18 protein-coding genes and 2 pseudogenes are annotated in these 21,861 nt (G+C 63.8%); 12 read left to right on the forward strand and 8 right to left on the reverse strand.

All coding sequences use genetic code 11. The features are described from left to right. Positions 1 to 105 precede the first annotated feature (105 nt). Positions 106 to 1,692 (reverse strand): PEP-utilizing enzyme, encoded by a 1,587-nt coding sequence (locus BST10_RS20795; protein ID WP_235673556.1) that lies wholly within the window; start codon positions 1,690 to 1,692, stop codon positions 106 to 108. Positions 1,693 to 1,949: 257 nt separating this feature from the next. After that, positions 1,950 to 3,134 (reverse strand): cytochrome P450, encoded by a 1,185-nt coding sequence (locus tag BST10_RS20800; RefSeq protein ID WP_083040429.1) that lies wholly within the window; start codon positions 3,132 to 3,134, stop codon positions 1,950 to 1,952. A 159-nt stretch (positions 3,135 to 3,293) separates the two neighbouring features. Between BST10_RS20800 and BST10_RS20805 the strand changes: the two genes are divergently transcribed. Continuing rightward, positions 3,294 to 3,884 (forward strand): TetR family transcriptional regulator, encoded by a 591-nt coding sequence (locus BST10_RS20805; RefSeq protein WP_083040431.1) that lies wholly within the window; start codon positions 3,294 to 3,296, stop codon positions 3,882 to 3,884. Positions 3,885 to 4,502: 618 nt separating this feature from the next. On the opposite strand, the gene BST10_RS20810 is transcribed toward BST10_RS20805, so the two are convergent. Then, complete coding sequence (locus tag BST10_RS20810) at positions 4,503 to 5,264, reverse strand: tyrosine-protein phosphatase (RefSeq protein ID WP_083040433.1); 762 nt, start codon at positions 5,262 to 5,264, stop codon at positions 4,503 to 4,505. 196 nt (positions 5,265 to 5,460) lie between these two features. Further along, positions 5,461 to 6,660, reverse strand: coding sequence for an amidohydrolase family protein (locus tag BST10_RS20815; protein ID WP_083040435.1), 1,200 nt, complete (start codon positions 6,658 to 6,660; stop codon positions 5,461 to 5,463). Between the two features lie 100 nt (positions 6,661 to 6,760). Here BST10_RS20815 and BST10_RS20820 point away from each other — a divergent pair, with 100 nt between their 5' ends. After that, a complete protein-coding gene (locus BST10_RS20820) occupies positions 6,761 to 7,075 on the forward strand; it encodes an acyl-CoA synthetase (protein ID WP_083040437.1) in 315 nt (104 codons plus the stop codon). 44 nt (positions 7,076 to 7,119) lie between these two features. After that, positions 7,120 to 8,427, forward strand: coding sequence for a TetR/AcrR family transcriptional regulator (locus BST10_RS20825; protein ID WP_083040439.1), 1,308 nt, complete (start codon positions 7,120 to 7,122; stop codon positions 8,425 to 8,427). Between the two features lie 315 nt (positions 8,428 to 8,742). On the opposite strand, the gene BST10_RS20830 is transcribed toward BST10_RS20825, so the two are convergent. Next, positions 8,743 to 9,714, reverse strand: a complete 972-nt coding sequence (locus BST10_RS20830; RefSeq protein ID WP_083040440.1) for an alpha/beta fold hydrolase — start codon at positions 9,712 to 9,714, stop codon at positions 8,743 to 8,745. A gap of 588 nt (positions 9,715 to 10,302) precedes the next feature. Here BST10_RS20830 and BST10_RS22770 point away from each other — a divergent pair. From BST10_RS22770 to BST10_RS20855, 6 genes and pseudogenes are all read left to right on the forward strand, one after another. After that, positions 10,303 to 10,433 (forward strand): annotated as a pseudogene (locus BST10_RS22770) (SDR family oxidoreductase); the annotation flags it as partial. A 201-nt stretch (positions 10,434 to 10,634) separates the two neighbouring features. After that, the gene (locus BST10_RS20835) at positions 10,635 to 11,456 is read left to right on the forward strand and encodes an SDR family NAD(P)-dependent oxidoreductase (protein ID WP_083040441.1); all 822 of its coding nucleotides are present in this window, start codon (positions 10,635 to 10,637) and stop codon (positions 11,454 to 11,456) included. Next, on the forward strand, positions 11,453 to 12,592 hold the full coding sequence (locus BST10_RS20840) for an acyl-CoA dehydrogenase family protein (protein WP_083040442.1): 1,140 nt from the start codon (positions 11,453 to 11,455) through the stop codon (positions 12,590 to 12,592). The genes BST10_RS20835 and BST10_RS20840 overlap by 4 nt, the downstream gene beginning before the upstream one ends. Before the next feature lie 31 nt (positions 12,593 to 12,623). Next, entirely contained in the window at positions 12,624 to 13,088 is a 465-nt protein-coding gene (locus BST10_RS20845) for a Zn-ribbon domain-containing OB-fold protein (RefSeq protein ID WP_083040443.1), read from the forward strand. Positions 13,089 to 13,478: 390 nt separating this feature from the next. Beyond that, a complete protein-coding gene (locus tag BST10_RS20850; protein ID WP_083040444.1) occupies positions 13,479 to 14,600 on the forward strand; it encodes a phosphotransferase in 1,122 nt (373 codons plus the stop codon). Between the two features lie 504 nt (positions 14,601 to 15,104). After that, the gene (locus tag BST10_RS20855) at positions 15,105 to 15,722 is read left to right on the forward strand and encodes an isochorismatase family protein (protein WP_083040445.1); all 618 of its coding nucleotides are present in this window, start codon (positions 15,105 to 15,107) and stop codon (positions 15,720 to 15,722) included. 247 nt (positions 15,723 to 15,969) lie between these two features. Here BST10_RS20855 and BST10_RS20860 read toward each other — a convergent pair whose 3' ends face one another. Then, positions 15,970 to 16,839 carry a 6-phosphofructokinase gene (locus tag BST10_RS20860; RefSeq protein ID WP_235673555.1) on the reverse strand — a complete coding sequence of 290 codons (870 nt, stop codon included), beginning with the start codon at positions 16,837 to 16,839 and terminating at the stop codon, positions 15,970 to 15,972. A 515-nt stretch (positions 16,840 to 17,354) separates the two neighbouring features. Here BST10_RS20860 and BST10_RS20865 point away from each other — a divergent pair. After that, positions 17,355 to 18,275 carry a TIGR03619 family F420-dependent LLM class oxidoreductase gene (locus BST10_RS20865; protein ID WP_083040448.1) on the forward strand — a complete coding sequence of 307 codons (921 nt, stop codon included), beginning with the start codon at positions 17,355 to 17,357 and terminating at the stop codon, positions 18,273 to 18,275. 475 nt (positions 18,276 to 18,750) lie between these two features. Here BST10_RS20865 and BST10_RS20875 read toward each other — a convergent pair whose 3' ends face one another. Then, on the reverse strand, positions 18,751 to 18,993 hold the full coding sequence (locus tag BST10_RS20875) for a hypothetical protein (RefSeq protein ID WP_083040453.1): 243 nt from the start codon (positions 18,991 to 18,993) through the stop codon (positions 18,751 to 18,753). A 145-nt stretch (positions 18,994 to 19,138) separates the two neighbouring features. Here BST10_RS20875 and BST10_RS20880 point away from each other — a divergent pair, with 145 nt between their 5' ends. Next, complete coding sequence (locus BST10_RS20880; RefSeq protein ID WP_235673554.1) at positions 19,139 to 19,678, forward strand: TetR family transcriptional regulator; 540 nt, start codon at positions 19,139 to 19,141, stop codon at positions 19,676 to 19,678. A 6-nt stretch (positions 19,679 to 19,684) separates the two neighbouring features. Here the strand turns inward: BST10_RS20880 and BST10_RS20885 are convergent, their stop codons facing one another. Next, the gene (locus BST10_RS20885; RefSeq protein WP_163762298.1) at positions 19,685 to 20,734 is read right to left on the reverse strand and encodes a spirocyclase AveC family protein; all 1,050 of its coding nucleotides are present in this window, start codon (positions 20,732 to 20,734) and stop codon (positions 19,685 to 19,687) included. Positions 20,735 to 20,951: 217 nt separating this feature from the next. Between BST10_RS20885 and BST10_RS24370 the strand changes: the two are divergent. Then, positions 20,952 to 21,253: pseudogene (locus BST10_RS24370) on the forward strand (hypothetical protein); the annotation flags it as partial. Between the last annotated feature and the right edge of the window lie 608 nt (positions 21,254 to 21,861).

Raw genomic sequence — 21,861 nt, forward strand, 5'->3', positions numbered from 1 at the left:
CGGTCGAATCCCGTTGTGCTAGACTACAACTCGTAGTCAAATCATCTCTGACTTACACAGAATTCGTGACAGGCTCCGTCTCGGTTGCTCATCCCTTGCCCCTACCTATCCGACCGCCCGTACCAACACCGCGACCTCACCGGTCGAGCCGTCCACCCGCACCACATCCCCGGTGCGTAGCACCTTGGTGCCGTTTCCCGTCCCGACCACACAAGTGATGCCGAGTTCACGCGCCACGATCGCGCCGTGGCTGGCGGCGCTGCCGATATCGGTGACCAGTGCCCCCGCGAGTGACACGAGTGCCGTCCACCCAGGATCGACGAACTTGCACACCAGCACCTCGCCGTCCTCGAGGACATCGTCGGTGTCCGCGTCGAGCACCACCCGGACGATGCCCTCGACGACACCGGGTCCGGCAGGCGTTCCGCGCACGCTCTGTTCGTGCAGCGATGCGTTTTGGTCGACAGCGACGGGTTCGGGCATCCCGGTGAAGATGAGCGGAATCTCCAGTGCCCGATACTCTTCGCGGCGTTGCCTGCGGAAGGCGACCAGCTCACGCGCGTTGTCCGGCAGCGGCCCCAGCAGCTCATCGGTGGTCAGGTAGAACGTGTCGTCAGGTGCATCCAGTTTGCCTGCCGCAACGAGCTGCCTGCCCAAACTTCCTGCGGCGGCTCGACAACCGTCCACTGCAGTGAGGAATCCGGCTTTGGTCAGTTCCAGTGAGCGCACCTGGGCTCCGGTGAACTGCAGCACTCGCCGGAATACCTGCCGGCGGAGCACAGGCATCCCGGCCAGTAGTTCGGACTCCGCCTTGTCCCGGGCCTCCACCGCGCGGTTCGCCCGTACTCGAGGTCGTTCGGCTTCCGGCCTGGCCGCATGGACCGCCGCTATCCGAACGACTGTCTGAGGATCCTCCCTCCACGACTGGCCGGTGACGTTGCCCTCGTTCGGACCGTGAAATCCATGCCGCTGAATGAACTCCGCGATCGAGAGCCGATCCTGTCCAACCGACCAGACGTCATCGGCGAGTTGGGTCTCGATGACACCCCCGTACCCGGCGAGCAACGTCGGCACCAGATCGGCACGACCAAGCCGACCGGCGACCGACTCGACCTGAGCGCGAAGCGTATTCAGGATCATCCGAGTGCGGATGTGTACGCGCATGACGGAAGCGAAGCGGTGAACCGAGTCGGCTAGCAGCCCTCTGGCGTCGTCAGGTTCACCCGGGAGCACCGCGGCGCGCCACCATGACATCTGCTCATCGTGGGCGCGTTGGGGCGCCCAGCGCTGCCTTAACACTGCCAGTGGCGCCTTCACCGCGACAAACGGGATTCGGCTGGGGTCACTCTTGGTGGGCTTGGCGTCGGCCCGTACTGAACCCAACAAGTCGCGTTCGAAGTCGTCACCGTTTGAGCCGGGCAGCAGCCCGGCGAGCTCACGCGCGCGATCGACGTTCATCGCCTGCCTCCCGTAGAAGCACGCCGTCGCCCACTGATTCGGGTCATCCGGTACCACCAGTGCCGATCGTGGCAGTACGCCGAAGTCGTAGATGCCCTCGCGAGAAGCGAGTTCGACCCCGCCGCCCCAGAGTGACCAGCACAACGGAGACAGGATGTCCGGGGTCGCTTCACCAACATTGGTCAACGTCCACATCCGCCCGGGATCGCTGATTCCCCGAGTCGGGTCGGTCATAACTGTGGGCGCCCCGTCGTTGGACATTATCCTCCTGAGCCATTGATGACAGTGGTCTGTCACTGTCCCTGCAGATTCTGACACGCGTGGTGCGCCAACGTCACGCTTTCACGAAGACCTGACAGCCTCTTGACTGTGATGGTCACCCTCGAGCGCATGCCGTGGCGGTTGGACTGCATTACCTCGCGGTGGCGGTCTAATCCCCGAGGTCTGTTGACGAGCAACGCGCCCGAAGGCCACCGGGCGGTACGAAGGTCTTACATCGGTGTGATATCCAGCGGTACCGAGAGAAAGCCCAGGGTCCCGGCGGGCCAGGGCAACTGCGGCAGCTTGCCGTCGACAAATTTGTATTCGGGGATGCGCTTGTGCCATTCCTCGAGAATGAGTCGAAGTTCGAGCCGCGCTAGATGGGAACCCAGACAACGGTGCGGTCCTCGTCCAAACGCGAAGTGCACCGACTTGGTATCCAGGTGAACGCTGTCGGCGTCCTGGTAGCGACTCGGATCCCGGTTTGCACTGCCATAACTAAGCATTACCGTTGTGCCCTTCGGCATGACTCGGCCCGCAATCTCGACCTCTTCGGTCGTGACTCGCGGAGCGAACGGAACGGGGCCGTCGACGCGCAGAATGTCTTCGATGAATGCCGGGATCAGGGAGAAGTCGCCCGCGATCCGCTGGCGTAGGTCAGCGTCGCCGGCCAGCTTCGCCAGTGCGAAGCCCGTCGCCGAGGTGACCGTGTCCAAGCCGGCCAGAACGAACATGAAGCAGACGCCCAGGATTTCGTTGTCTGTCAGGGCGCCGTCTTCGCCGTCCTGCTGCATCAACTGGCTGAGCATGTCGCTACCCGACGGGTCGGTGCGTCGCGTCGCAATATGCTCGGTCAGGTAGGTGAAGAGCTCCAGCGCGTGGGCCATGACCTCCGGCGTCGCCTCGGCACTGCTGGGATCGGTGAACTGTAGGATCGCGTCTTTCCACCGCACCAAACGGTCCCGATCGGCCATGGGCAGCCCGAATAGGGTGAGGAACACCTGAGTGGGAAACGGCGTGGCCAGCGTGGGCATCAGGTCACACTGGCCGCCCTTCGCGACTATGGCGTCGATCAGCTCCCCTGCCTGCCTACGCAACTCGGGCTCGCGCTCGGCCATCCTACGTGGACTGAAAAACGGGTCCAGAATGCGGCGAAATCGAGTGTGATCAGGTGGATCGATTGCGATAGGAATCAGCGGCACGGGACTGCCGAGACGGTCGAACGCCCTTGCCGACGAGAATGTTTCGGGTTTCTTGGCGGCGAACTCGACGGCGGCTGCGCTGGTGAGCACGACCTCCTCGCCCGAACCCACTGCCTCGCCCGCCTCGCGCAGTTCGCGCCACGCGCGGGTACGGTCCTGGGGAAACGGTAAGTCGTTGATGTTGAGGGTTCTGGTCACGTCGAGCTCGGTCATGTGGTCAGAATCCTCTCTAGAGGTGTCTCGTGCGACTTTCGACACTATGACAGGGCACTGTCATATATGGCAAAGTATGGTCGGTGAGGCAACGAGTGTCAACGGCTGGGCGGTGCCGGCCGACGCTATAGGGGCCAGACACGGTCGAGGAGGTGGCGAATGGTACGAGGAGACCGTTCACCAAGAGATGAGCATGCGGATCGAACCCGCAATGCGCTGTTGGAAGCGGCTCTAAACCTGTTCAGCGCCAACGGATATGACGATACCACGACGGATCAGATCGCCGAGTGCGCAGGCGTTTCGCCTCGGACTTTCTTCCGCTACTTCCCCACCAAGGAATCGGTGCTCTTCTTCGGTGAGTACGACTTCATCGACGCCGTCAGCGGGGTGTACCTCGCACAACCCGATAGCCTGTCCGATTTGGAGGCGATGGCGAGCTCGTTCGCGCTGCTTGCGCCCGGCCTCAAGCGCATTCGCAAGAGGATCGCGCAGTATCACGAGGCGGTGGCGTCATCGCTGGTGCTGTTGGGCCGCGAACGCCGGAACCACGAGGCAAATACCGAAACCGTGGCGAAGGCGATCGCCGAGCGGCGACAGCTTCCAACACCCGACGACGAGTGCCGCCTGCTGGCCTCGATTGGCATGCTGCTCGTCGTGCGTGCCCTCAACCGGTGGTTGGCGACGCCGGGCCGGGGACTCGACGACCTGATCCGCCAGGAATTCGCCGCGCTGCCCGCGGTGCTGAAGTAGCGACGGACCGTCGAACAGACGCTTCGGGGCAGGACCGCGGGGTGTTTGCAGTACTGGGTGCGTAGATAGTCGGGTACGTGCCGCCGCTCGGTCCCGGCTAGAGCGCGACGTCACCCAGGCCCTCGACGACGTATTTTGGATCATGTTCATCGCCATCGTCGGGACCTGGTGCTACCGGGTCTCGTCGTCGTTTGCAGCCGATTTCATGGACAGGCGCAGCTCCGGACGTTTTCGCGACGGCTGGGATACTTCGGTCGGTGGTGCGGTACCGCAATTCAACGATGGAACGCTGGCCTGGATCGGCAGAAGTGTTCACCGCGTCTCACCTGAGCTGCATGCGTCGCGTACGAGCGAGCGGGAACGCCAACACCGCCGTTCCGACCCAGACGTGGGACAGGTGCACGCCGGCGAGACTGAAGTAGGCGGTCACCAAGGAGTGGTACTCAAACGCCATGAGCGCGATGAACATCGCACCATGAAGCCGGCATCAAAACCGGGACGGTTCAAGCCTCATGTCAACGATGGCGGGGCCCCGGTCTCGAGATATATCAACCCGCCAGATGCACGATCTTGCGGGATGTCGATGAAAATCGATGGCTTGCCAATGCCAACGCGGACTCATTGGGGATCAGCGGCAACGGGAACTATGAATTTGGACCGCCACCGCTCAACGGCGTCAGTTCCGACCCCGTGACGACGAGCCCATCCCACGATCCCGTCCGGTTGCCCAGTCAACTTCTCGATGACCATCGCGATCAAGTGCTCGGGCGCGGCCAGGGCCGCCGCCGGAGGAGGTGGCGCCTCAGGGAGCAGTATTCCGAGCCGGCGGAGCCGGTTGAGCAATCGCCCCATGTTGGCACCGGTAGCGACATAGTCAGCAACCACTTGATCAGCGGACACTCCGGCGGCTAGGAGCAGCACGGCAGCTGCGAGGCCGGTCCGGTCCTTGCCCGCAGCGCAGTGGATGAGAACGGGACCGTCCGCAGTGGCGGCATGGGAGATCACCGATGCGAGTGCTTCCGCGCCCGAATCGAGTACATCGCGGTACACACCCTCGAGATAGTCGTCTCTGACTACGTTGCTGACGGCTGCTTCGGTCACCACCGCCGCAGATCTGAGCAGCGGCAACCGCAGGATTTCCGACGCCTCTTGCCATGGATGCGGTTCCGGCGTCTCGTCATCCGAACGCAGATCGATGACCAGTGACGGCGGCCAGAGCGGCATTGTTACCGGTGTGCGGTCCACCCGATAGGGCGCATCACTGCGGTACAGCACACCATGCCGGGTCCGGCCGCCACCAGCGACCTGTAGGCCACCGAGATCGCGCAGATTTGCCAATTCAGCGCCGTCACCGTTGGCGCCGACGTCGTGGAGATGCATATTGTCTCCTCAGCCGAAATCTGACGACATGTCAACTTGCACTTGACGACACATCGGAAAGGGCGCCGTGTTCACGCGTTGGCGCCGGAGTGGCCTTGCGGTCGCGGCCACTTGTTGTACGCAGCCCTGACGCGTGCAGACGAGGCTAAGGCCGGCCACGCGCAGTAACCGACCTTAAGCCTCGTCCTCGACAGTGCTAAACGGCGGCCAGCTGCCGATCGTCGGTGGAGACCCGCGGGAAGTTGAGCATCCGGCGGGCGTTTTCCTCGACGATCAGGGAGCACTCGTCGTCGGGGACCTCGGCCAGGACTTCGGCGGCCCGCTTACGGCTGTTGGGCCAGTTGGAATCGGAGTGCGGGAAGTCGACCTCCAGCATAATGCGATCGATGCCGATGCTGTGCCGGTTCTTCAGTCCGTGCTCGTCGTCGATGAAGCAGCCCCAGAAATGCTTGCGGAACAGATCTGACGGGCGGGTGTCGAAATCGATTTTCTGGTAGTAGCGGTGCCGCTCCCACACGTAGTCGGTGCGTTCCAGGATGTAAGGCACCCAACCGATTCCGCCCTCGGCCAACGAGATCTGCAGCTCCGGGAATTGCTGCAATTTACCCGACAACAACAGATCCACCGTAGACCACATCAGATTCGTCGAAAACAATGCGGTCGCGACCGCGAACGGGGCATCGGGAACGGTGATCTGACCCGGGATGGGTTTGACGGACGAGAACGAGAACCCAGGCACATAAGATCCCGAGCCGAAGTGTAGCGACACCGGCATCTTGGTGTCAGAACATACATGCCACAAGCGATCCCAGTGGTCGGAGTGGAATGACGGGAGCCCCAGTGGCACCGGGCTGTCCGGGAAAGAGATCGTGCGCGCCCCCTTCGCTGCCACACGTTCGGCCTCAGCCACACAGGCATCGATATCCCACACCGGCAAGATCGCCAGCGGAATATAGCGCTCCGGGGCGGTAGCGCACCATTCGTCGATGTAAAAGTCATTCCATGCCTTCACGCACAACAGCGCCAAGTCCTTGTCCGCTGCACGGAAAAACGTACCGCCGCCGAACCCGGGGAACGACGGGAAGCATAGCGCCGACTGCACACCGTCGAGATCCATATCGGCCACGCGAGCCACCGGGTCATAACAACCCGGGATCATGTCCTCATAGCGAACCGGGTCCATCCCCCACTCCTGCGGCGGCTTGCCCGCGACGGCGTTGAGGCCGATGGTCGGGAATACCCCACCGTCGTAATGCCACAGATGCATGCCGTTTTCCTCGACGATCCGCGGGCCCTGTTCGCGATATTTCTCCGGCAGTCGGTCCTGCCATACCCGTGGGTGCTCAACCAAGTGGTCGTCGACCGACACAATCTGATGGTGATCCTGAAGCGGCATGACGCTCCTTTGATTTCTGACGTGAAGTCTTGTTTTCTGACGTTTCGTCTCACAGGCTATATGATGCACACCACAGTCGTCTAGTACTGAAAGGCACGACATGAACCCCATCGGCCAGCCCGCGGGCCACCACGAGCGAGGAAAGATCGACGAAGACGACCACGACCTGCTGACCTTCGGTGAAGCCGGCGAACGGCTGCGCCTCGAAATCAACGCGGCGGCGGAGGAGGTCGACCGACTGCAGCAGACCGGGCCCGGCGACGAACTCGACAAGGCCAGCGCACGCCTTGAGATGCTGCGATCGGCCGCAGCCCGCAACAGGGCGCAACCCATCAACGACAGGAACTTCGAGAGGTTCTTCGGCTATCCGGGCAAGGCCAGGCGCAACCTGCCCGGACCACCGCCGGACCCATGAGCACCGGGTCAGCGGCGGCTTCGGGCCACCCGGATACTTGCGATATGGCGACATCACCACCGGAACGGACACGCCGCAGCGGTTACGCCCCGACAACGAACGTCGGTGTCGGGCGCCGCGGGCTGCACACCCGGGAGCGGATTATCGCCTGCGCCGCCGAGACATTCCTCGTCAGCGGCTTTCACGGCACTTCCCTGGACGCCATCGCCAAGGCCGCCAACGCTTCCCGCGCGACGGTCTACCAGTACTTCGCGGGCAAGGAGGAGATCTTTGGGGAGCTGAGTGCCATGGCCGAGCACGACGCCCTCGACCACGCCGATCGGATCGGCGATTTAGGTCCGACCCCCGCCGGGGCCGACGCTTTGCATCGGTGGCTGATCGAGTGGGCCGATATCTACGACAGGCACGCCGCGGTATTCGCGGAATTTCCCGGTATCGGCACGGCCGCCGGGCTATCGATCGTCGACATCAGCCCGGCAGCCGCGCAATTCCATCACATGATCACCGACCGGCTGCGGGCCACCTCCTTGCGGGGACTGGACCCCGACGATGCGGCGGCAGCGCTGGGACGGATCCCGCACATGGTGCACCTCTACCGGCATCGGACGATGATCCCGCTGCCTACCCGCGATGTGGTGTCGGCATCGCTGACCATCGCCATGCAGCTGATGCTGTTTCCCGATACCCCGGCAGATGTGCTGCGCTCCATCGCTACGCAGTCCGGCCGCCAGGCGGCAACCACATCGGTCGCCGTTGCGCTGGAGGCGCCGGCGGCGGGCGCTACCGCCCAGAGTGCCCTGTCGCCGATCATGCTAGAGGTGTTGTCGGTGAGCTCGACGCTGTTCGCCGAACACGGATATTACGCAGTGGGAATGGAAGATATCGCCGCGGGCGCCCAGGTCAGCCGAGCCACCCTCTATCGGTATTTCAGCACCAAGGACAAGATCCTCGCCGAACTGACCCGTCTCGCCGTTACCGAGATCGAAGAGTTTGCCGCAACGCTTTCCGGGATAACCGATGCCGAAGCACTGTCGAAGTGGATGCTCGATTACCTCCGATTTCACCGCGGCTACCGCGGTGTGATCCGAGCGTGGCTCGACGGCACTGTTGCAGAGCAGCTTTCGGCCGCGGAGGTCGAGCACGGGATTGGCGCCATCCACCACACGGTCGGCGTACTGCTCGCCAACGCAGGCTTGCCGACGGGCATGAACCAACAGGTGGCAGCGGCGGTCTTCCTGGCGATACTGGGCCGGATGACGGAACCGACCGCCGCAGACAGCCCCGACGATGACCAACGCACGGCAGCACTGATGGTCACCCTGCTGCGGCGATCACTTCTGCGGTGGCCGTAACTCTCCTGCGGGACGGCGGGTGGCCGGTTGCCGCCTCTGCAGCTGCCGTTCCACGGAGGGAGGACGTGTTCTTCGTGAGGACACGATGGATGATGCGGTGGAAGCCAGCGCTCAATGCGTTTGCCATCACGTTCGGTGACCGATTCCCGGCAGCCGAAACCTACTGATGGAAACCGCCGGAAACACCGTTAACGAGATAGACCCCATTCCCCAACGTGCCCGTCCCGCATGATGCACTGATCGACAGCCTCTGCCGCGCGGGAGCGGCGTCACTTTCAGCGGATCGACGATGTTGCGGTGATGGGAATCGGGTGCTTATTCATCGTCCTTCGCCGAGGCGCGTAGGGGCATTGCCAATAGTTCGATCAGGTGACGGTTGAAGTCGACGGCGCCTTCAAACATCGACCAATGCCCGGCTCGCGGCACCGTACGCAACTCGGCGCCGGGCTGGATCTGACGAAGGGCTGCGGCGTTTGCTTCAGGGTCCGGGTGTGGGCGATCGTTCGCGCCCCATATGGCGTCGACCTGTATTGGCAGCCGGCGTAGCGCAAGGAGTAGCTTGTCGGGAATCACCTTGTAGTGCACACGGGTACGCGGGCGCGGGGTATTCGCGTCGATCCACAGCGCAACATCATCGATGCGTTCGGGATCGTGAATCATCATCGTGTGAAGGTTGTGGCGCCGTGCCGACAGGAGTTGCTCCCCTTGGAGGCCTCGCAGGGACTTGAGCTGGAGGTGCACCATCGGCATCGGCGTGTTCAGGCCGCCGGCATCGACGATCACCAGACGCCGAATAAGTTGCGGCGCAAGCCAGGCCAGATGCGCCCCGATCAGCGCCCCAAGCGAGAAGCCGACGACATCGACGGGCACGCGCCTGGGCAGCAGCCGCCACAATCCCACGGCGAGCGCTTCGGCGTGACTCTCCGGACTTTCCACATCTGCTGGCGCCGCGGACTCCCCGTAGCCAGGCATGTCTGGGACCAATACTTGGTGACTGCCCGCGAGGGCGGCGATGTTGTGCACCCAGTGCATCCATGATCCGTGCGACCCGTGCAGAAGCAGCAGCGGTCGTCCCGAACCCCACGAACGCCACACCACCGTGCCTTGCCCGCACGGAGTCTCATGGCGTTGACACCGCTGATCGAGGGCGCGGATAGGTTCGGGCGCATTCGAACCCGTCGCGCCGAAATCGCGCCCTTCCCCAGCCGTCCACCGTCTTGAAATCGGCTCGCGCGGCAAATCGGCACGCCGAATCTTGCCGGCCGGCCCCGGCGATGATGTGGTCATACGTGCTGATGGGTCCTTCCTAGAGGCAACGGTACCGGGATCGGTATGCACATAGCTCTCCAGTCGCGATGACCGTGCCGGCGTAGGCCCCCGGCACTGGTATGACCCGCTCGACCGCGTCGGCCAGACCGCCGATCAGCCCCGTCAGCCTCCCACCCGCACGCGACGTGGCCGGCGGTGCCGCTGACCGATGCATCCACCACCACGGTCGGAGCGGACGGCAACGATCCGCTCAACTCTTTCAGCGTCGACACACTGCCTGTCGTATGGACTCGAGCAACGACCCGGGTTTCGCACTCGCGAAGGCCCCATCCGGACCGGTAGCCCCAAGCACGCACCTGCGCGTCGGAGAACCCCGACACCACCACTCTGCGGGTGCTCCAGTTCGTCGCCGGCATCGCAATCAGGATTCGGATCAATGGCTCACCTCTTGTTGATCACCGCAGTTAAGGTAGCCCAGCAGCCCACTAATGCGATAACGATTTAGCGCTTTAGGCTATCCGGGCGCCCCGACCACGCTGACGACTTATCGCCGCCGTCACAGCGGCAGGCGGACGACGATGTCGCTGGTTGGAAAGACCATGTTCGGAGGCAAGAGGCCGCGCCCGCAAGCCGGACGTCTACGCCGACGGGGCCTACGCAGTCCTCAACAAGCCGGTGTCCTACACCGGGCATGCCCTGCTGTGCGAAGACGTGTGCTGGAATCGGGTAGCACCGATCCCTATCGGCAGCGCGACGTAACGGTCGTTGCGGCCGTGATGTCCGGGCGGCCGCGCCCGTTGTCTGCCATTCGTGCGTGGTGGAGCCAAGTCGAGGATCTGGCGTCGGTGTTCTCAGCATTCGAGCCCGGCTCCGTTGTCGTCAAAGCGATAAATGGTTTACTGTTTTGGCAGACAACGGCGCGATGGAGGCTGAGTAGCGTGCGGATCATCGTCACCGGCGGAAACAGCGGCGTAGGCAGGGCGACTGCGAGCGCACTGGCCGCCGCGGGCCACCAGGTCGTGATCGGCTGCCGGAGCCTGTCGAAGGGCTACAAGGCAGCGGCGACGATGCGCGGGGACGTCGAGGTACGCGAGCTCGATCTGGCTGATCTCGCGAGCGTACGCACGTTCGCCGCCACCGTCGATGCCGTTGACGTGCTGGTCAACAACGCGGGTGTGTTGGGACTGCCGCTGATGCGGACGGTCGACGGCTTCGAGGCGCACATGGGCACCAATCATCTCGGTCACTTCGCCCTGACGTGTCTGCTCGGCGACCGGATCCGTGACCGTGTGATCTCGGTGGCCAGCACCGCCTATGCCATTGCGCGGATTCGCTTCGACGACCTCAACTTCCACCATCGCAGCTACAACCGCTGGGCGGCGTACGGCGAGTCCAAGTTGGCGAACCTGCTGTTCGTGCGGGCGTTGGTCGCCCGCGGCACGACTGCGTACGCCACCGACCCCGGGATGACGAACACGGCGCTCTTCGCGGACGGGTCGGCTGTCGTGCGGTGGGCGGGCCGGCTGATTTCGCCGTATATCGCGCAGAGCCCCGCCGACGGGGCCCGCTCGACCATTCAAGCGATCACCACGACGCTGCCCAATGGCACCTACCTCTCCCCGCGCGGCCTGATGCACCAGTGGGGAAGACCGAAGCCGACGAAACTGGCGGACAAAGCCGTCGACCCCGACAGCGCACGGCGACTGTGGGAGCTGTCCGCGGAGCTGACCGGCTGCGAGTGGCAGGAGCGTGCGGCGTGAGCGTCGACCGACTGCTGCCGACATCCGAAGCGCACGAACTGGTTCAGCTCGCCGCCGACGTCGCCGACAAGGTACTCAGTCCCATCGTCGACGAGCACGAACGGGCCGAGACCTATCCCGAAGGGGTCTTCGCGACGCTGGGAGGGACCGGGTTGCTGACGCTTCCGCACCCCGAGGAGTGGGGTGGAGGTGGCCAGCCCTACGAGGTCTACCTACAGGTACTTGAAGAACTGGCGGCCCGCTGGGCGGCGGTCGCGGTGGCGGTCAGCGTCCACGTGCTGTCGTGCCACCCGTTGATCGCGTTCGGCACTCACGAGCAGCAGACTAAATGGCTGCCCGCGATGCTGGGCGGCCAAACGATCGGGGCCTACAGCCTGTCCGAACCGCAGGCTGGGTCCGATGCGGCGGCACTGTCCTGCAAGGCCACCGCCGTCGACGGTGGATACCGCATCAACGGCGCGAAGGCCTGGATCACCCACGGTGGTATCGCCGATTTCTACAGCCTGTTTGCCCGTACCAGCGAGGGTGGACAAGGAATTTCGTGCTTCCTGGTGGACAAGGACACCAAGGGGCTGACCTTCGGCAAGCCGGAGGAAAAGATGGGTTTGCACGCCGTGCCAACTACGACGGCACACTACGACGACGCATTCGTGACGGCGCAGCGCCGTATCGGCACCGAGGGTCAGGGCCTGCAGATCGCGTTCAGTGCACTCGATTCAGGACGCCTGGGTATCGCTGCGGTCGCCGTCGGAGTGGCGCAGGCCGCGCTCGACGAAGCGGTCTCCTACGCGCAGGAGCGGACAACATTCGGCCGCAAGATCATCGATCATCAGGGGCTCACGTTCCTCTTGGCGGACATGGCTGCTGCAGTCGACTCCGCCCGCGCCACCTACCTTGACGCGGCTCGCCGGCGCGACGCGGGACTCCCGTACTCGCGCAACGCGTCGGTGGCCAAGCTCGTCGCCACCGACGCCGCCATGAAAGTGACCACCGACGCCGTCCAAGTATTTGGTGGCTACGGATACACCCGCGACTACCGCGTCGAGCGGTACATGCGCGAGGCCAAGATCACCCAGATCTTCGAGGGCACCAACCAAATACAACGGCTGGTCATCGGCCGGTCGCTGGCCCGATGAGCGGACGGACCCCTGTGCGAGAGGCGTTTTCATGACAGTTGACACCGACTATCAACGGCCACAGCTGAGGTTGGCACCAAGCCCCACGGCCGAGTCACACGCATTCTGGACCGGAGGCCAGCGTGGCGAACTGCTGATCAGCCGGTGCCACGCTTGTATGCATTTCTTCCATCCGCCGGGGCCGGCGTGTTGGCGGTGCCGCAGCACCGACGTTGCCCCGGAGCCCGTGTCGGGAAGGGCGACCGTTGCGGCCTATACGGTCAACCGGCAGAACTGGATTCCCGGTTTCGAGCCACCCTACGTCGTGGCGATCGTTGAGTTGAACGATGAACCCGACATCCGGCTCATCACCAACGTGGTGGGCGTGCCCATGGAGGATGTCAGGGTCGGCATGCCCGTCGAGGTATTTTTCGAGGACTGGACCGCGCTGCCTGGTAACGATGACAGCCGAATCTGGATTCCGCTGTTCCGCCCCGCTCGATCGGTCACTGCCTGAGCGCTTCTCGGCTGGCGGCGATCGGCGGCGAACGAAAAGGCGCCTTGCGAGCCGTCGGCAGCGCGACGCTCAGGTGGGCGCTGTGACCGGGCACCTAACGATCACTCCCGACTGGGGCTGACCAACGGGGCCCGCCTTGCGCCTTCGTCGCAATAGGAAAGTCCCGGTGGTTTCGCCGCAAGAGGTCGACGAGGGCCGCTTCCTCGAACGCGGGCGGCGAGGTCACGGCCGTGGATGGTCGCTCATGCCCGATGCGATCCCGGCTAGAAGATCGCTCATGATTGGTTGTTCCGCCCCTGATCTTCGACGAATCGGACCGCACTCCCCTGCGCTTACTGCTAATGTGACAGTCAACTGTCAAATCATGTCTAGATGACGAGGAGTTCGGCCATGTCCATTACCCTGCCGGTCACGTTGAGCTCTGCCGACGATCTCACGCCGGACATCCTCACCACGCTGCTCCGTCGTCACGATCCGGACGTGATCGTGACGGCCGCGAGGTTGAATCGGACCTGGCAGGGCACGACTTCACATCTGCATCTGGACGTCGACTACGCCGATCCAGACACCGCGCTGCCCCGCCACCTGTTCGTGAAGACCCAGCTCGCCACGGTCCACGATCTGCCACCAGCCATCGACGGCGCGTTGTCTCAGGGTGGTGGCGGCACGGTCCTGCTCGACGACGAGACCCGCTTCTACCGAGATCTTCGACCCGATCTGGACGTCGAGACCATAACGACCTTTTTCGCCGAACACCTCGACGGCCCGTCGCAGTTCCTCATCCTCGCCGAGGACATCACGCTACGCGGCGCGGAGGTTCCTGACGCGGTTGCCGGATTGTCCGTCGAGCAGGTCGACGAGCTCCTGGCGACATTGAGCCGGGTCCACGCGCGGTTTTGGGACAGCCCGCGTCTGCGCGACGACGGGGACCTGTCCTGGCTGAACCATCCCATCACCGGCAAGTTTGCGGAATTCCTGCGCACCAACGGCTTCGGCATCATCGAGGCGTTCCTTGAACTGCCCTACAAGAAGGCTCTACTAGAGGCCACCGGCGAGACTGCGAAGTCAATGGAAGCGGCGTTCTGGGCGCTGCAGGAACACACCGCCGGCTCAGCCGGCGAGCCGATGACCCTGCTGCACGGCGACCCACACCCGCGCAACACCTACGCACTGCCCGATGGGCGGATGGGCGTCCTCGACTGGCAACTAGTGCGGCGCGGGTCGTGGGCACACGACGTCGGCTACGCGTTGATCGGCGCGCTGCCGCCCGATCTTCGACGCACCCACGAACGTGAGCTGCTCGACAACTACCGCGGGCGCCTACGCGATGCGGGCGTTGCGGTGCCCGACCGCGAGCAGATGTGGACCGCCTACCGACGCAGCCCGGCGTGGGGCTTCTGCATGTGGGCGATCACACCCGACCAGATGTACTCCGAGGCGATCGTGGCGGCAGTGCTCGGCCGCTTCGCCGAGGCCTACTCCGACCTTGGCACCGGCGCGCTACTGCGCTGACGCCAGACCTCGCCGTTGGCATCGGCGCCACCGCTACCGATGGCCAGAACCTTGCGACCGGCTGCAACCCATGGCCACGATCCCCCCTACGACCGGACGGCAGTTCGATGACCCTATCCCGCAGCGCATCCCCGTTACCGGCGAAACCGCGGTGAGTAGCACTGCTCTGCCGCAATGACAGTGGACTGCCATTGCGGGAAAGCATCTACGGTCGGTGACGGGTGTCACCGGGTGACTCGCATGATTGCGGCGGGAAGGAGACCGGTGGAGTCGCCCAGCGATGACCAGTAGTCAGATCCTAAGAACGGCACTCGCACGGACCCTGGGCGTTCGTTCTGTCATGGACTCGACCGCCCGACTCCGCACGATGCAACCGAGGCCCACCCCGCAGCGAAGGCCGCTGACCGCCTGCCCTTTTTTCGACAAGCGCAGTGGGCCAGTTGCCGACGACAGTCACCGCTGAATATCCCCTTCCCCCTTGAACACCGAGGAGTCCGTCCCGACATGTCCCCATCGCGTCTCACCACCGAAGACCCTGCAGCGACCGCCGTGTTATGCGTCGAATGCCAGAACGGCGTCTTGGGCATCGACCCGGTATTTCCAGGCCTCGCCTCCGACAACCCCGAGCTCGTCGCCGTCCTAGAACGGTTACTCGATGCGGCACGCACGGCCGGTGTCCGCGTGGTCCACGCCACCTACGAGGGCGCCCTCGGGGGATCACAAACCGGCACGGCACAACTATGGCGGATGCTCTCATCGGCCACGGCCGGATGGAGCCCCGGGACGAACCCCACTCAGGTGGTGCCCGACCTGCTAGCGCCAACCGACTTCGTGTTGCCCCGCCACCACGGTCTTTTCCCCACTTTCGGAACGGAGTTGCTCCCGGTGATGGGCAACCTGGGTGTGACAACCATCGTGCTGGCCGGGGTGTCGTTGAATCTGGCGCTTCCCGCCACTGCCGCTCACATCACGCAGAGCGGCTTTCGCCTCGTCGTGCCTCGCGACGCGGTCGGCGGAACCCCGGCCAGTTATGCCGAACAAGTCCTGGACAACTCCATCAGTTTGCTTGGGCGCCTCACCACAGTCGACCACGTCATCACCGAGTGGACCTCAGGGAGATGACCACCCGATGAAGGGAATGAAGCATCCCGGCATGCAGGTTGGGTTCCCCCGACTGGCCGAGTGGTACAACACCACCCGGCTCATGCACCACCTTGGCCAGTCCCACCCATAGAGCACAAGCCAACTACTATGGTCAGCAACCAGCCACTCAACCGCTGGCCACCTGTAACCGAATGTGCACGAGCGCAGCAGACCCCGAAACCCAAATGGGTGGTTCACGGGTGAACGGTGAGAAAGAAAACCCCTGCTAGGCCAGGCCGGATCGCTCGATGTAGATGTGCCCGGTCTCGTCGCCCCACCGCACTTGTGCCCAACTGACGGTGTATGCACGCGCGGGCTCCAACACACCGTAGGGCAGTCCGTCAGCCATCGACAACCACAGCGACGAGCGAATCGTGCCGGACACCGACTGGCCCCCGTCGAAGGCGAACGTGAAGGTTTCGCCGTCGCGGGCGAGCACCGCGGCCGGCGGGGTCCGGTCCAGCTGCACGTGCCGCAGTACGCCATCCGATACGACATAGGCACCCTCAAGCGTGGTTCGCCCATCACGTGCCCAATAGCGGCACAGCCCGAAGCCGCGGCCGCTGGGCATCACTCCCCCGGCAATGACGTGGCCGCCCCAATCGGCCAAGGTGTCGGCCCCCCGCGGTCCCCGGGAGTGGTCACGCCACCCCCCGCCGTCGAACCGGAAGCTTTCACCGTCGATGACGACATCTCCGGTTACCGAAACCAACTGTTCGTAGTGCTCGCGGGCCCAGCTCTGTTCGGCCATCCCGGCACCGGATGCCGTGGCCGGCCCGGCCTCGGCATCCCACACCGGTGTCAGGCAGTTCACTTCAAGGTCGAGTCGAACGTGGCTCTTGGGCCCGTCGGCGAGTAGGCCGGTACGCATCTCCTGGTAGGACGACCGCAGACAGAAACCGTCAAAGGTGATGTGCCACTTCGAGAATGGCCGTTCACAGCGGAATGCCAGGTTGGCGCCCGCGGGCTGGCGGGCGGGCGCGGTGCGATGGTAGGCCCACATGCTGAGCACACCCTGCTCCTCGGGCAGGGCGATGAGAACCCGGTCTTCCCACATCTCCCACATGTCGGCGACCGTGCCGAGGTGCAGCCACATCCCGATATCGTTGTCCGGATCGTACGGTGTGAATAGAAGGTTCTCGGTCCACCCAGGCTCTGCCGGACGTGCACGCACGGTCTCTTCCCGCTCAACCGGCAGGCCGGACGACAGGTCATGTGTTGATGTCATAGTCTCCGGCCCCCACTTCGTTTCAGCATAGTTACCTCACCTGTTGTCCCGTTTACCCGAACGACGTCACCACTGGACAGCGCACTAGTTTTTTCCGTTGAGGGTGCCGACCGCTGCTGCCCCGAAATCGGGTCAGTCAACGGCGCATCGACGCCGTCCAATACTTCTCCAAAGTTCTCGTGTGACAGTCGACTGCTATCCTTACCTGATTGTGGCACCGGGCGCTGTTCCGCGCTACCGAATTCACCGAGCCGGGCCCGGCCGCGCCGGGGTGGTTGACTGCTGACAGTGAACTGCCATAGTGTTGCGGGTCACGGTAGCTCATGCCATCGACCCAGGATTCGCCGGGCGGGCACTAGACCTCCGAATCGGAAAGGCATCTAATGCGATTCACTGTTTACCTGCCGAACTGTATGAACGTCGCGGCGATCACTCAGCCGTGGGAGCACAGCCTCACCGGCCACGACATTGCCCGCGTCGCTCATTCCGCGGAGCAGTTGGGCTACTCGATGGTGTTTTTGCCCGAACATTTCCTGACGCCCACCGAGCACGTCGAGTTGTCAGGGAACCACTACTTCGACGCCACCACGGCTCAGGCTTTCGTTGCGGGGGCGACGTCGACGATCACCGTCGGCTCGATGGTGACGATCCTGCCTCTACACCATCCCGTAGTCGCCGCCAAATCCATCGCGACCCTAGATTGGTTCAGCGGCGGCCGGGCACAGGTCACCGTCGGTGTCGGCTGGCTCAAGGAGGAGTTCGACGCCATCGGTGTCCCATTCAACAAACGGGGCCGATTGGCCGACGAGTGCCTGGCGGCGATGTTCGAGCTATGGCACAGCGACTCTCCGAGCTTCGACGGTGAATTCGTCAAATTCAACGACGTGGCATTCGGACCCAAACCGATTCGTAAACCGCACCCCCTTGTGTGGATGGGCGGAGACGCCGAACCCGTGCTGCGCCGCGCAGCACGCTTCGGCGACGGGTGGGCGCCGTGGCTGACCAAGCCCGAAGAGTTGCCCGCTAAGTTGGACTATCTGCGGTCCCAGCAGGGTTTCAACGACCGGCCGTTCTCGGTGTTCTACAGTCTCGCGATGCTGTCCGTCGGCCAGGAGCACACCATCGTCGATGACCCGAACGCGCAGTTCGGCCAAAGCGCGCAACAGGTGATCGACAACTGCAACAAGCTCGCCGAACTCGGAGTCACCGACACTTGGGTCAATCCGCCACCGTTGAACGATTTCAACGCCTACCTCGACCACATGCAGTGGGTGGCAGAGGAGGTCGTCCCCAAGGTGGACTGAGCGGCGTCCGCCCGCCCGCAGTCGCTATGCCGGCTTGATGTTCAGCGGGACGGGCTGCTGGCCCATCGTCCTGGTGGGCCAGCGCACCTCCGGTTCAGTCCCGTTCGCGAGGGAGTACTCGGGAATCCGCGCGCGCCGCGGCCTCCAAGGTGAGCCGCAACTCCAGCCGGGCAAGGGCGAGCCCAGGCACCGGTGCGGCCCGAGGCCAAACGCGAAGTGCAGCGCCCTTTCTGTCCAGATGGACTTCGTCGGCGTCCGCATATCGAGACGGATCCCGGTCGGCACCACCGTAGCTCAGCGCTACCGTGGTGCCTTTCGGCACTAGCCTGCCAGCCACCTCGACTTCCTGGTTGTCACCCCCGTGGCACGAGAGGGCACCGGCCCATCGACCCGCAGCGTGTCTTCGACAAATCTCGGGTCAGCGAGAAGTCCGCGCTGATGCGTTGCCGCACCTCAGTCTCCGCCGCCAGCTTCGCTAACGAGAAGCTGACCGCCGCGGTGACGGTGTCGGGTCCGGCCAGCACAAGCCGAGGATCTCGTTGTCGCTCATGCCGCCGTCTCCGGTGCCCTGCATCAGGTGGGTGAGCATGTCGTTGCCGGAGGCGTTGCCGCGCCGCTCGGATATGTGTTCGGTTAGATAGGTCTGGGCAGATCCGCTGTGCCACCCCTCGGCGATTCCGAAACCCGAATATGGCAGTGGACTGCCACGGTTGTTCACTGCCGTCTATCGGTCAACCAGTGTCAACGAGGGGCCCGGGTGCCAGGTCGTTGTAATGTCAGGGCCAACCTGAACAGTCACCAGGAGGATGACGATGGCGCGTGGCGACCGATCGCCGCGAGGCGAACATGCCGACCGAATCCGGATGGCTCTCCTCGATGCTGCGCTGAACCTGTTCAGCGCAAACGGTTATGACCAAACTACCACCGATGAGATCGCGGAGAGCGCGGGCGTCTCTGCGCGAACCTTCTTCCGGTATTTCCCCACCAAGGAGTCGGTGCTGTTCTTCGGCGAATACGATTTCATCAATGCCGCCAGCGGTGTCTACCTGGCACAACCGGACGAACTGTCCGACTTCGAGGCGATGGCCAACTCCTTCGCGCTGCTGGCACCTGGACTGAAGCGGATCCGTAAGCGAATCGCCCAGTACCACGAGGCGGTCGCCTCATCGCTGGTGTTACTGGGCCGCGAACGCCGGAATCACGAAGCCAACGCCGAAACCGTCGCCAAGGCGATCGCCACGCGTCGTCGACTGGCGGCACCCGACGACGAATGCCGACTGCTGGCGTCGGTTGGGATGCTACTTATCGAGCGCGCGCTGAACCAATGGTTGTCGACTCCGAGTCGTCCACTCGAGGATTTGGTGCGACAGGAGTTCGCTGCACTTCCCGCGGCCCTCAAGTAGTCGTCGCTACGGATCGTCGAACCTGGTGCCGTCCGGGCAGGGCCGTGGCGTGTCCGGCCCGCAGAACTGCGTGCGCATGTAGGTCGGGTAAGTGTCCGTCGGGCCAGCGTAAAGCCCAGCGATGTTGATCGGCACGTCGTAGCCACCGATCGCCATGACATGCAAGTATCCGGTGACTGCCAACACCCGCAGCACAGACTTGGTTGCCGGCCCCGCCGAACGGAGAGTCTCCACACCACTCTCGACTCGGATCTGACCGCGCCTGTTGCGGAAAAACATCAATGCGCCGCTCGAACACAGCACCAGAGACCACAGCACCGGGCCGTAGAAAGGCACCTGAACGGTCTGACCTGCCCACAACGTCAGGCCTGGGATCGTCGCCGGGTAGCCAACCAGTCCGTGGTGCACTGCCGTGATTTCCAGCGGGAACTCGAGGACGAATACGGCCAGCCACCCGCAGCAGAACGTCCGGACCGGCCCCAGGGTCGGCCAACGACGCCGAGCGCGAGTCATACCGAAAAACGCGACCTTACCCATGGCCAGTGGCATCCAGATGTACACCATGCCGATCATCAGTACCGGCTCGGCCATCAGCCGTCCGTCCGGACTGAGCCAGCCCGGGATGTTCTCCGTCCAGTTGCCGAAGTTGACCATCGCGGCGTTGTAGAACAGCACGGGTTGGAACCAGTTGATCAGCGGATCGTGCCACCACGCGATCGCCGACCCGATCACGATCGCTGCCTCGACGCACAGTTGGCGCTCACGAAGGCTCTTGCGCACAACGTAGATGATTGTGATCACCGCGAAGAGGGGGCACACGATCTGGAAGGCCAGCATTGCGAGCCGGGTTCCTCCAGGGATCGGGTCGGGCCCCGGATCGACCGGCGTGGCGTTTCCGGACACGATCCACGAGATATAAATGGCGGCGGCCGCAACGACACAGATCGCGCCGACCGTCGACCAAAGCAGCACCGGGCGAATGGTTTTGATCTGTGCCTGCCCGGCGGCAGGGGGTTCGGCTTCGTTTACTAGACCACTGCCCTTGAGATCTGTCACAGCTACGCCTCCTTTGGCGCATTGGAAATTTGATCAAAGATGACAGTTCACTGCCATGTTGTCAATGGCTCCGCCGTGCGGCCCCACGACTCGAGTTTGGGCACCCCCGAGGATTTCGTCGGTTGATCGTTGGTTGACCTGCGGGTTCTGTCGTGTTTTGGGGTACTAAGTCGGCAGGTTCGCGCCGTGGCGTAGGTGCGGAAGGTGCGCACTGCCTCGGGTGCGGGAGACACTGCGCCTGTCAGGATTGGTCGCCTCCATCGGCTCAGTTGGCGATGCCTACGACAACTCCCTGGCCGAGACCACCATCGGGCTCTACAAGAACGAAGCAGTCCGTGATGACACACCGTTTCGACGCGGCCCACTGAACCGCTTGGTCGGCGTCGAGATGCTCACCGCCGGGTGGGTCGGCTGGTACAAATACCAGCCGGCTCATGCACCGCCTCGCCACACACGCCGCCGAGCGAATACGAACAGGCCTACGACGCTGCAACCGGCTCCACACCAATAACCGAGTGATGATGTGCACAGAACCCGGGGCGGTTCGTGGTGCAGGAGATGGTGGCCGACAACGAGATTGACATCACGTCGACGCGCGCGTTAATCATAGGGGCTCCGCATCTACGAGGGACCGTCCGAAGTGCACCGGTGGAGCATCGCCAAGCGGGTCGTCAACGCCGCCAATGCGGCTTCAGGGTGCCGAAACCGTCGTCAAGTACGCCGAAGGCACAATGGTCCGCGATCAGGCCGACCTGGCGACCATCACCGCTTCCCAGCCCGAGAAGACCACGGCCGCGCGACGGTCGCCGTACTCGGAGAGTTACACGCCGTCGACTGCACCTCGGTCGGACTGGAGGGGTTCGGTCGGCCCGACGATTTCGTGGCCGGCAGGTCAAACTGTCGGCCGGGTCCACAGTGGGATCGAGTCACGACACGCGACCTGCGCGACATCGCACGGCGGCTTCCGGAGTGCACCTTAGGACAGCCACCTCGGGCGACGACCGGCGAAATCACGTCACCAAGGAACGCAGCCGCCTAAACAATATGTTCTGAATCCCCCCGGCGTTTCCGGACGCTCACGGGTTTGAGAACTCAGTGACTTTCTGGGTTCGGTGCTGACTGTAGTA

The organism is Mycolicibacter algericus DSM 45454, assembly GCF_002086455.1.
In the GTDB taxonomy this organism is placed as follows: Bacteria; Actinomycetota; Actinomycetes; order Mycobacteriales; family Mycobacteriaceae; genus Mycobacterium; species Mycobacterium algericum.

What these genes read in the sequence shown, in the direction of transcription:
- BST10_RS20850 (WP_083040444.1), top strand. Translation starts at nt 13,479, where the DNA reads ATGTCCATTACCCTGCCGGTCACGTTGAGCTCTGCCGACGATCTCACG.
- BST10_RS20865 (WP_083040448.1), top strand. Translation starts at nt 17,355, where the DNA reads ATGCGATTCACTGTTTACCTGCCGAACTGTATGAACGTCGCGGCGATC.
- BST10_RS20810 (WP_083040433.1), bottom strand. Translation starts at nt 5,264, where the DNA reads ATGCATCTCCACGACGTCGGCGCCAACGGTGACGGCGCTGAATTGGCA.
- BST10_RS20855 (WP_083040445.1), top strand. Translation starts at nt 15,105, where the DNA reads ATGTCCCCATCGCGTCTCACCACCGAAGACCCTGCAGCGACCGCCGTG.
- BST10_RS20830 (WP_083040440.1), bottom strand. Translation starts at nt 9,714, where the DNA reads ATGACCACATCATCGCCGGGGCCGGCCGGCAAGATTCGGCGTGCCGAT.
- BST10_RS20805 (WP_083040431.1), top strand. Translation starts at nt 3,294, where the DNA reads ATGGTACGAGGAGACCGTTCACCAAGAGATGAGCATGCGGATCGAACC.
- BST10_RS20815 (WP_083040435.1), bottom strand. Translation starts at nt 6,660, where the DNA reads ATGCCGCTTCAGGATCACCATCAGATTGTGTCGGTCGACGACCACTTG.
- BST10_RS20795 (WP_235673556.1), bottom strand. Translation starts at nt 1,692, where the DNA reads ATGACCGACCCGACTCGGGGAATCAGCGATCCCGGGCGGATGTGGACG.
- BST10_RS20800 (WP_083040429.1), bottom strand. Translation starts at nt 3,134, where the DNA reads ATGACCGAGCTCGACGTGACCAGAACCCTCAACATCAACGACTTACCG.
- BST10_RS20825 (WP_083040439.1), top strand. Translation starts at nt 7,120, where the DNA reads ATGGCGACATCACCACCGGAACGGACACGCCGCAGCGGTTACGCCCCG.
- BST10_RS20860 (WP_235673555.1), bottom strand. Translation starts at nt 16,839, where the DNA reads ATGTGGCTGCACCTCGGCACGGTCGCCGACATGTGGGAGATGTGGGAA.
- BST10_RS20845 (WP_083040443.1), top strand. Translation starts at nt 12,624, where the DNA reads ATGACAGTTGACACCGACTATCAACGGCCACAGCTGAGGTTGGCACCA.
- BST10_RS20880 (WP_235673554.1), top strand. Translation starts at nt 19,139, where the DNA reads ATGGCTCTCCTCGATGCTGCGCTGAACCTGTTCAGCGCAAACGGTTAT.
- BST10_RS20820 (WP_083040437.1), top strand. Translation starts at nt 6,761, where the DNA reads ATGAACCCCATCGGCCAGCCCGCGGGCCACCACGAGCGAGGAAAGATC.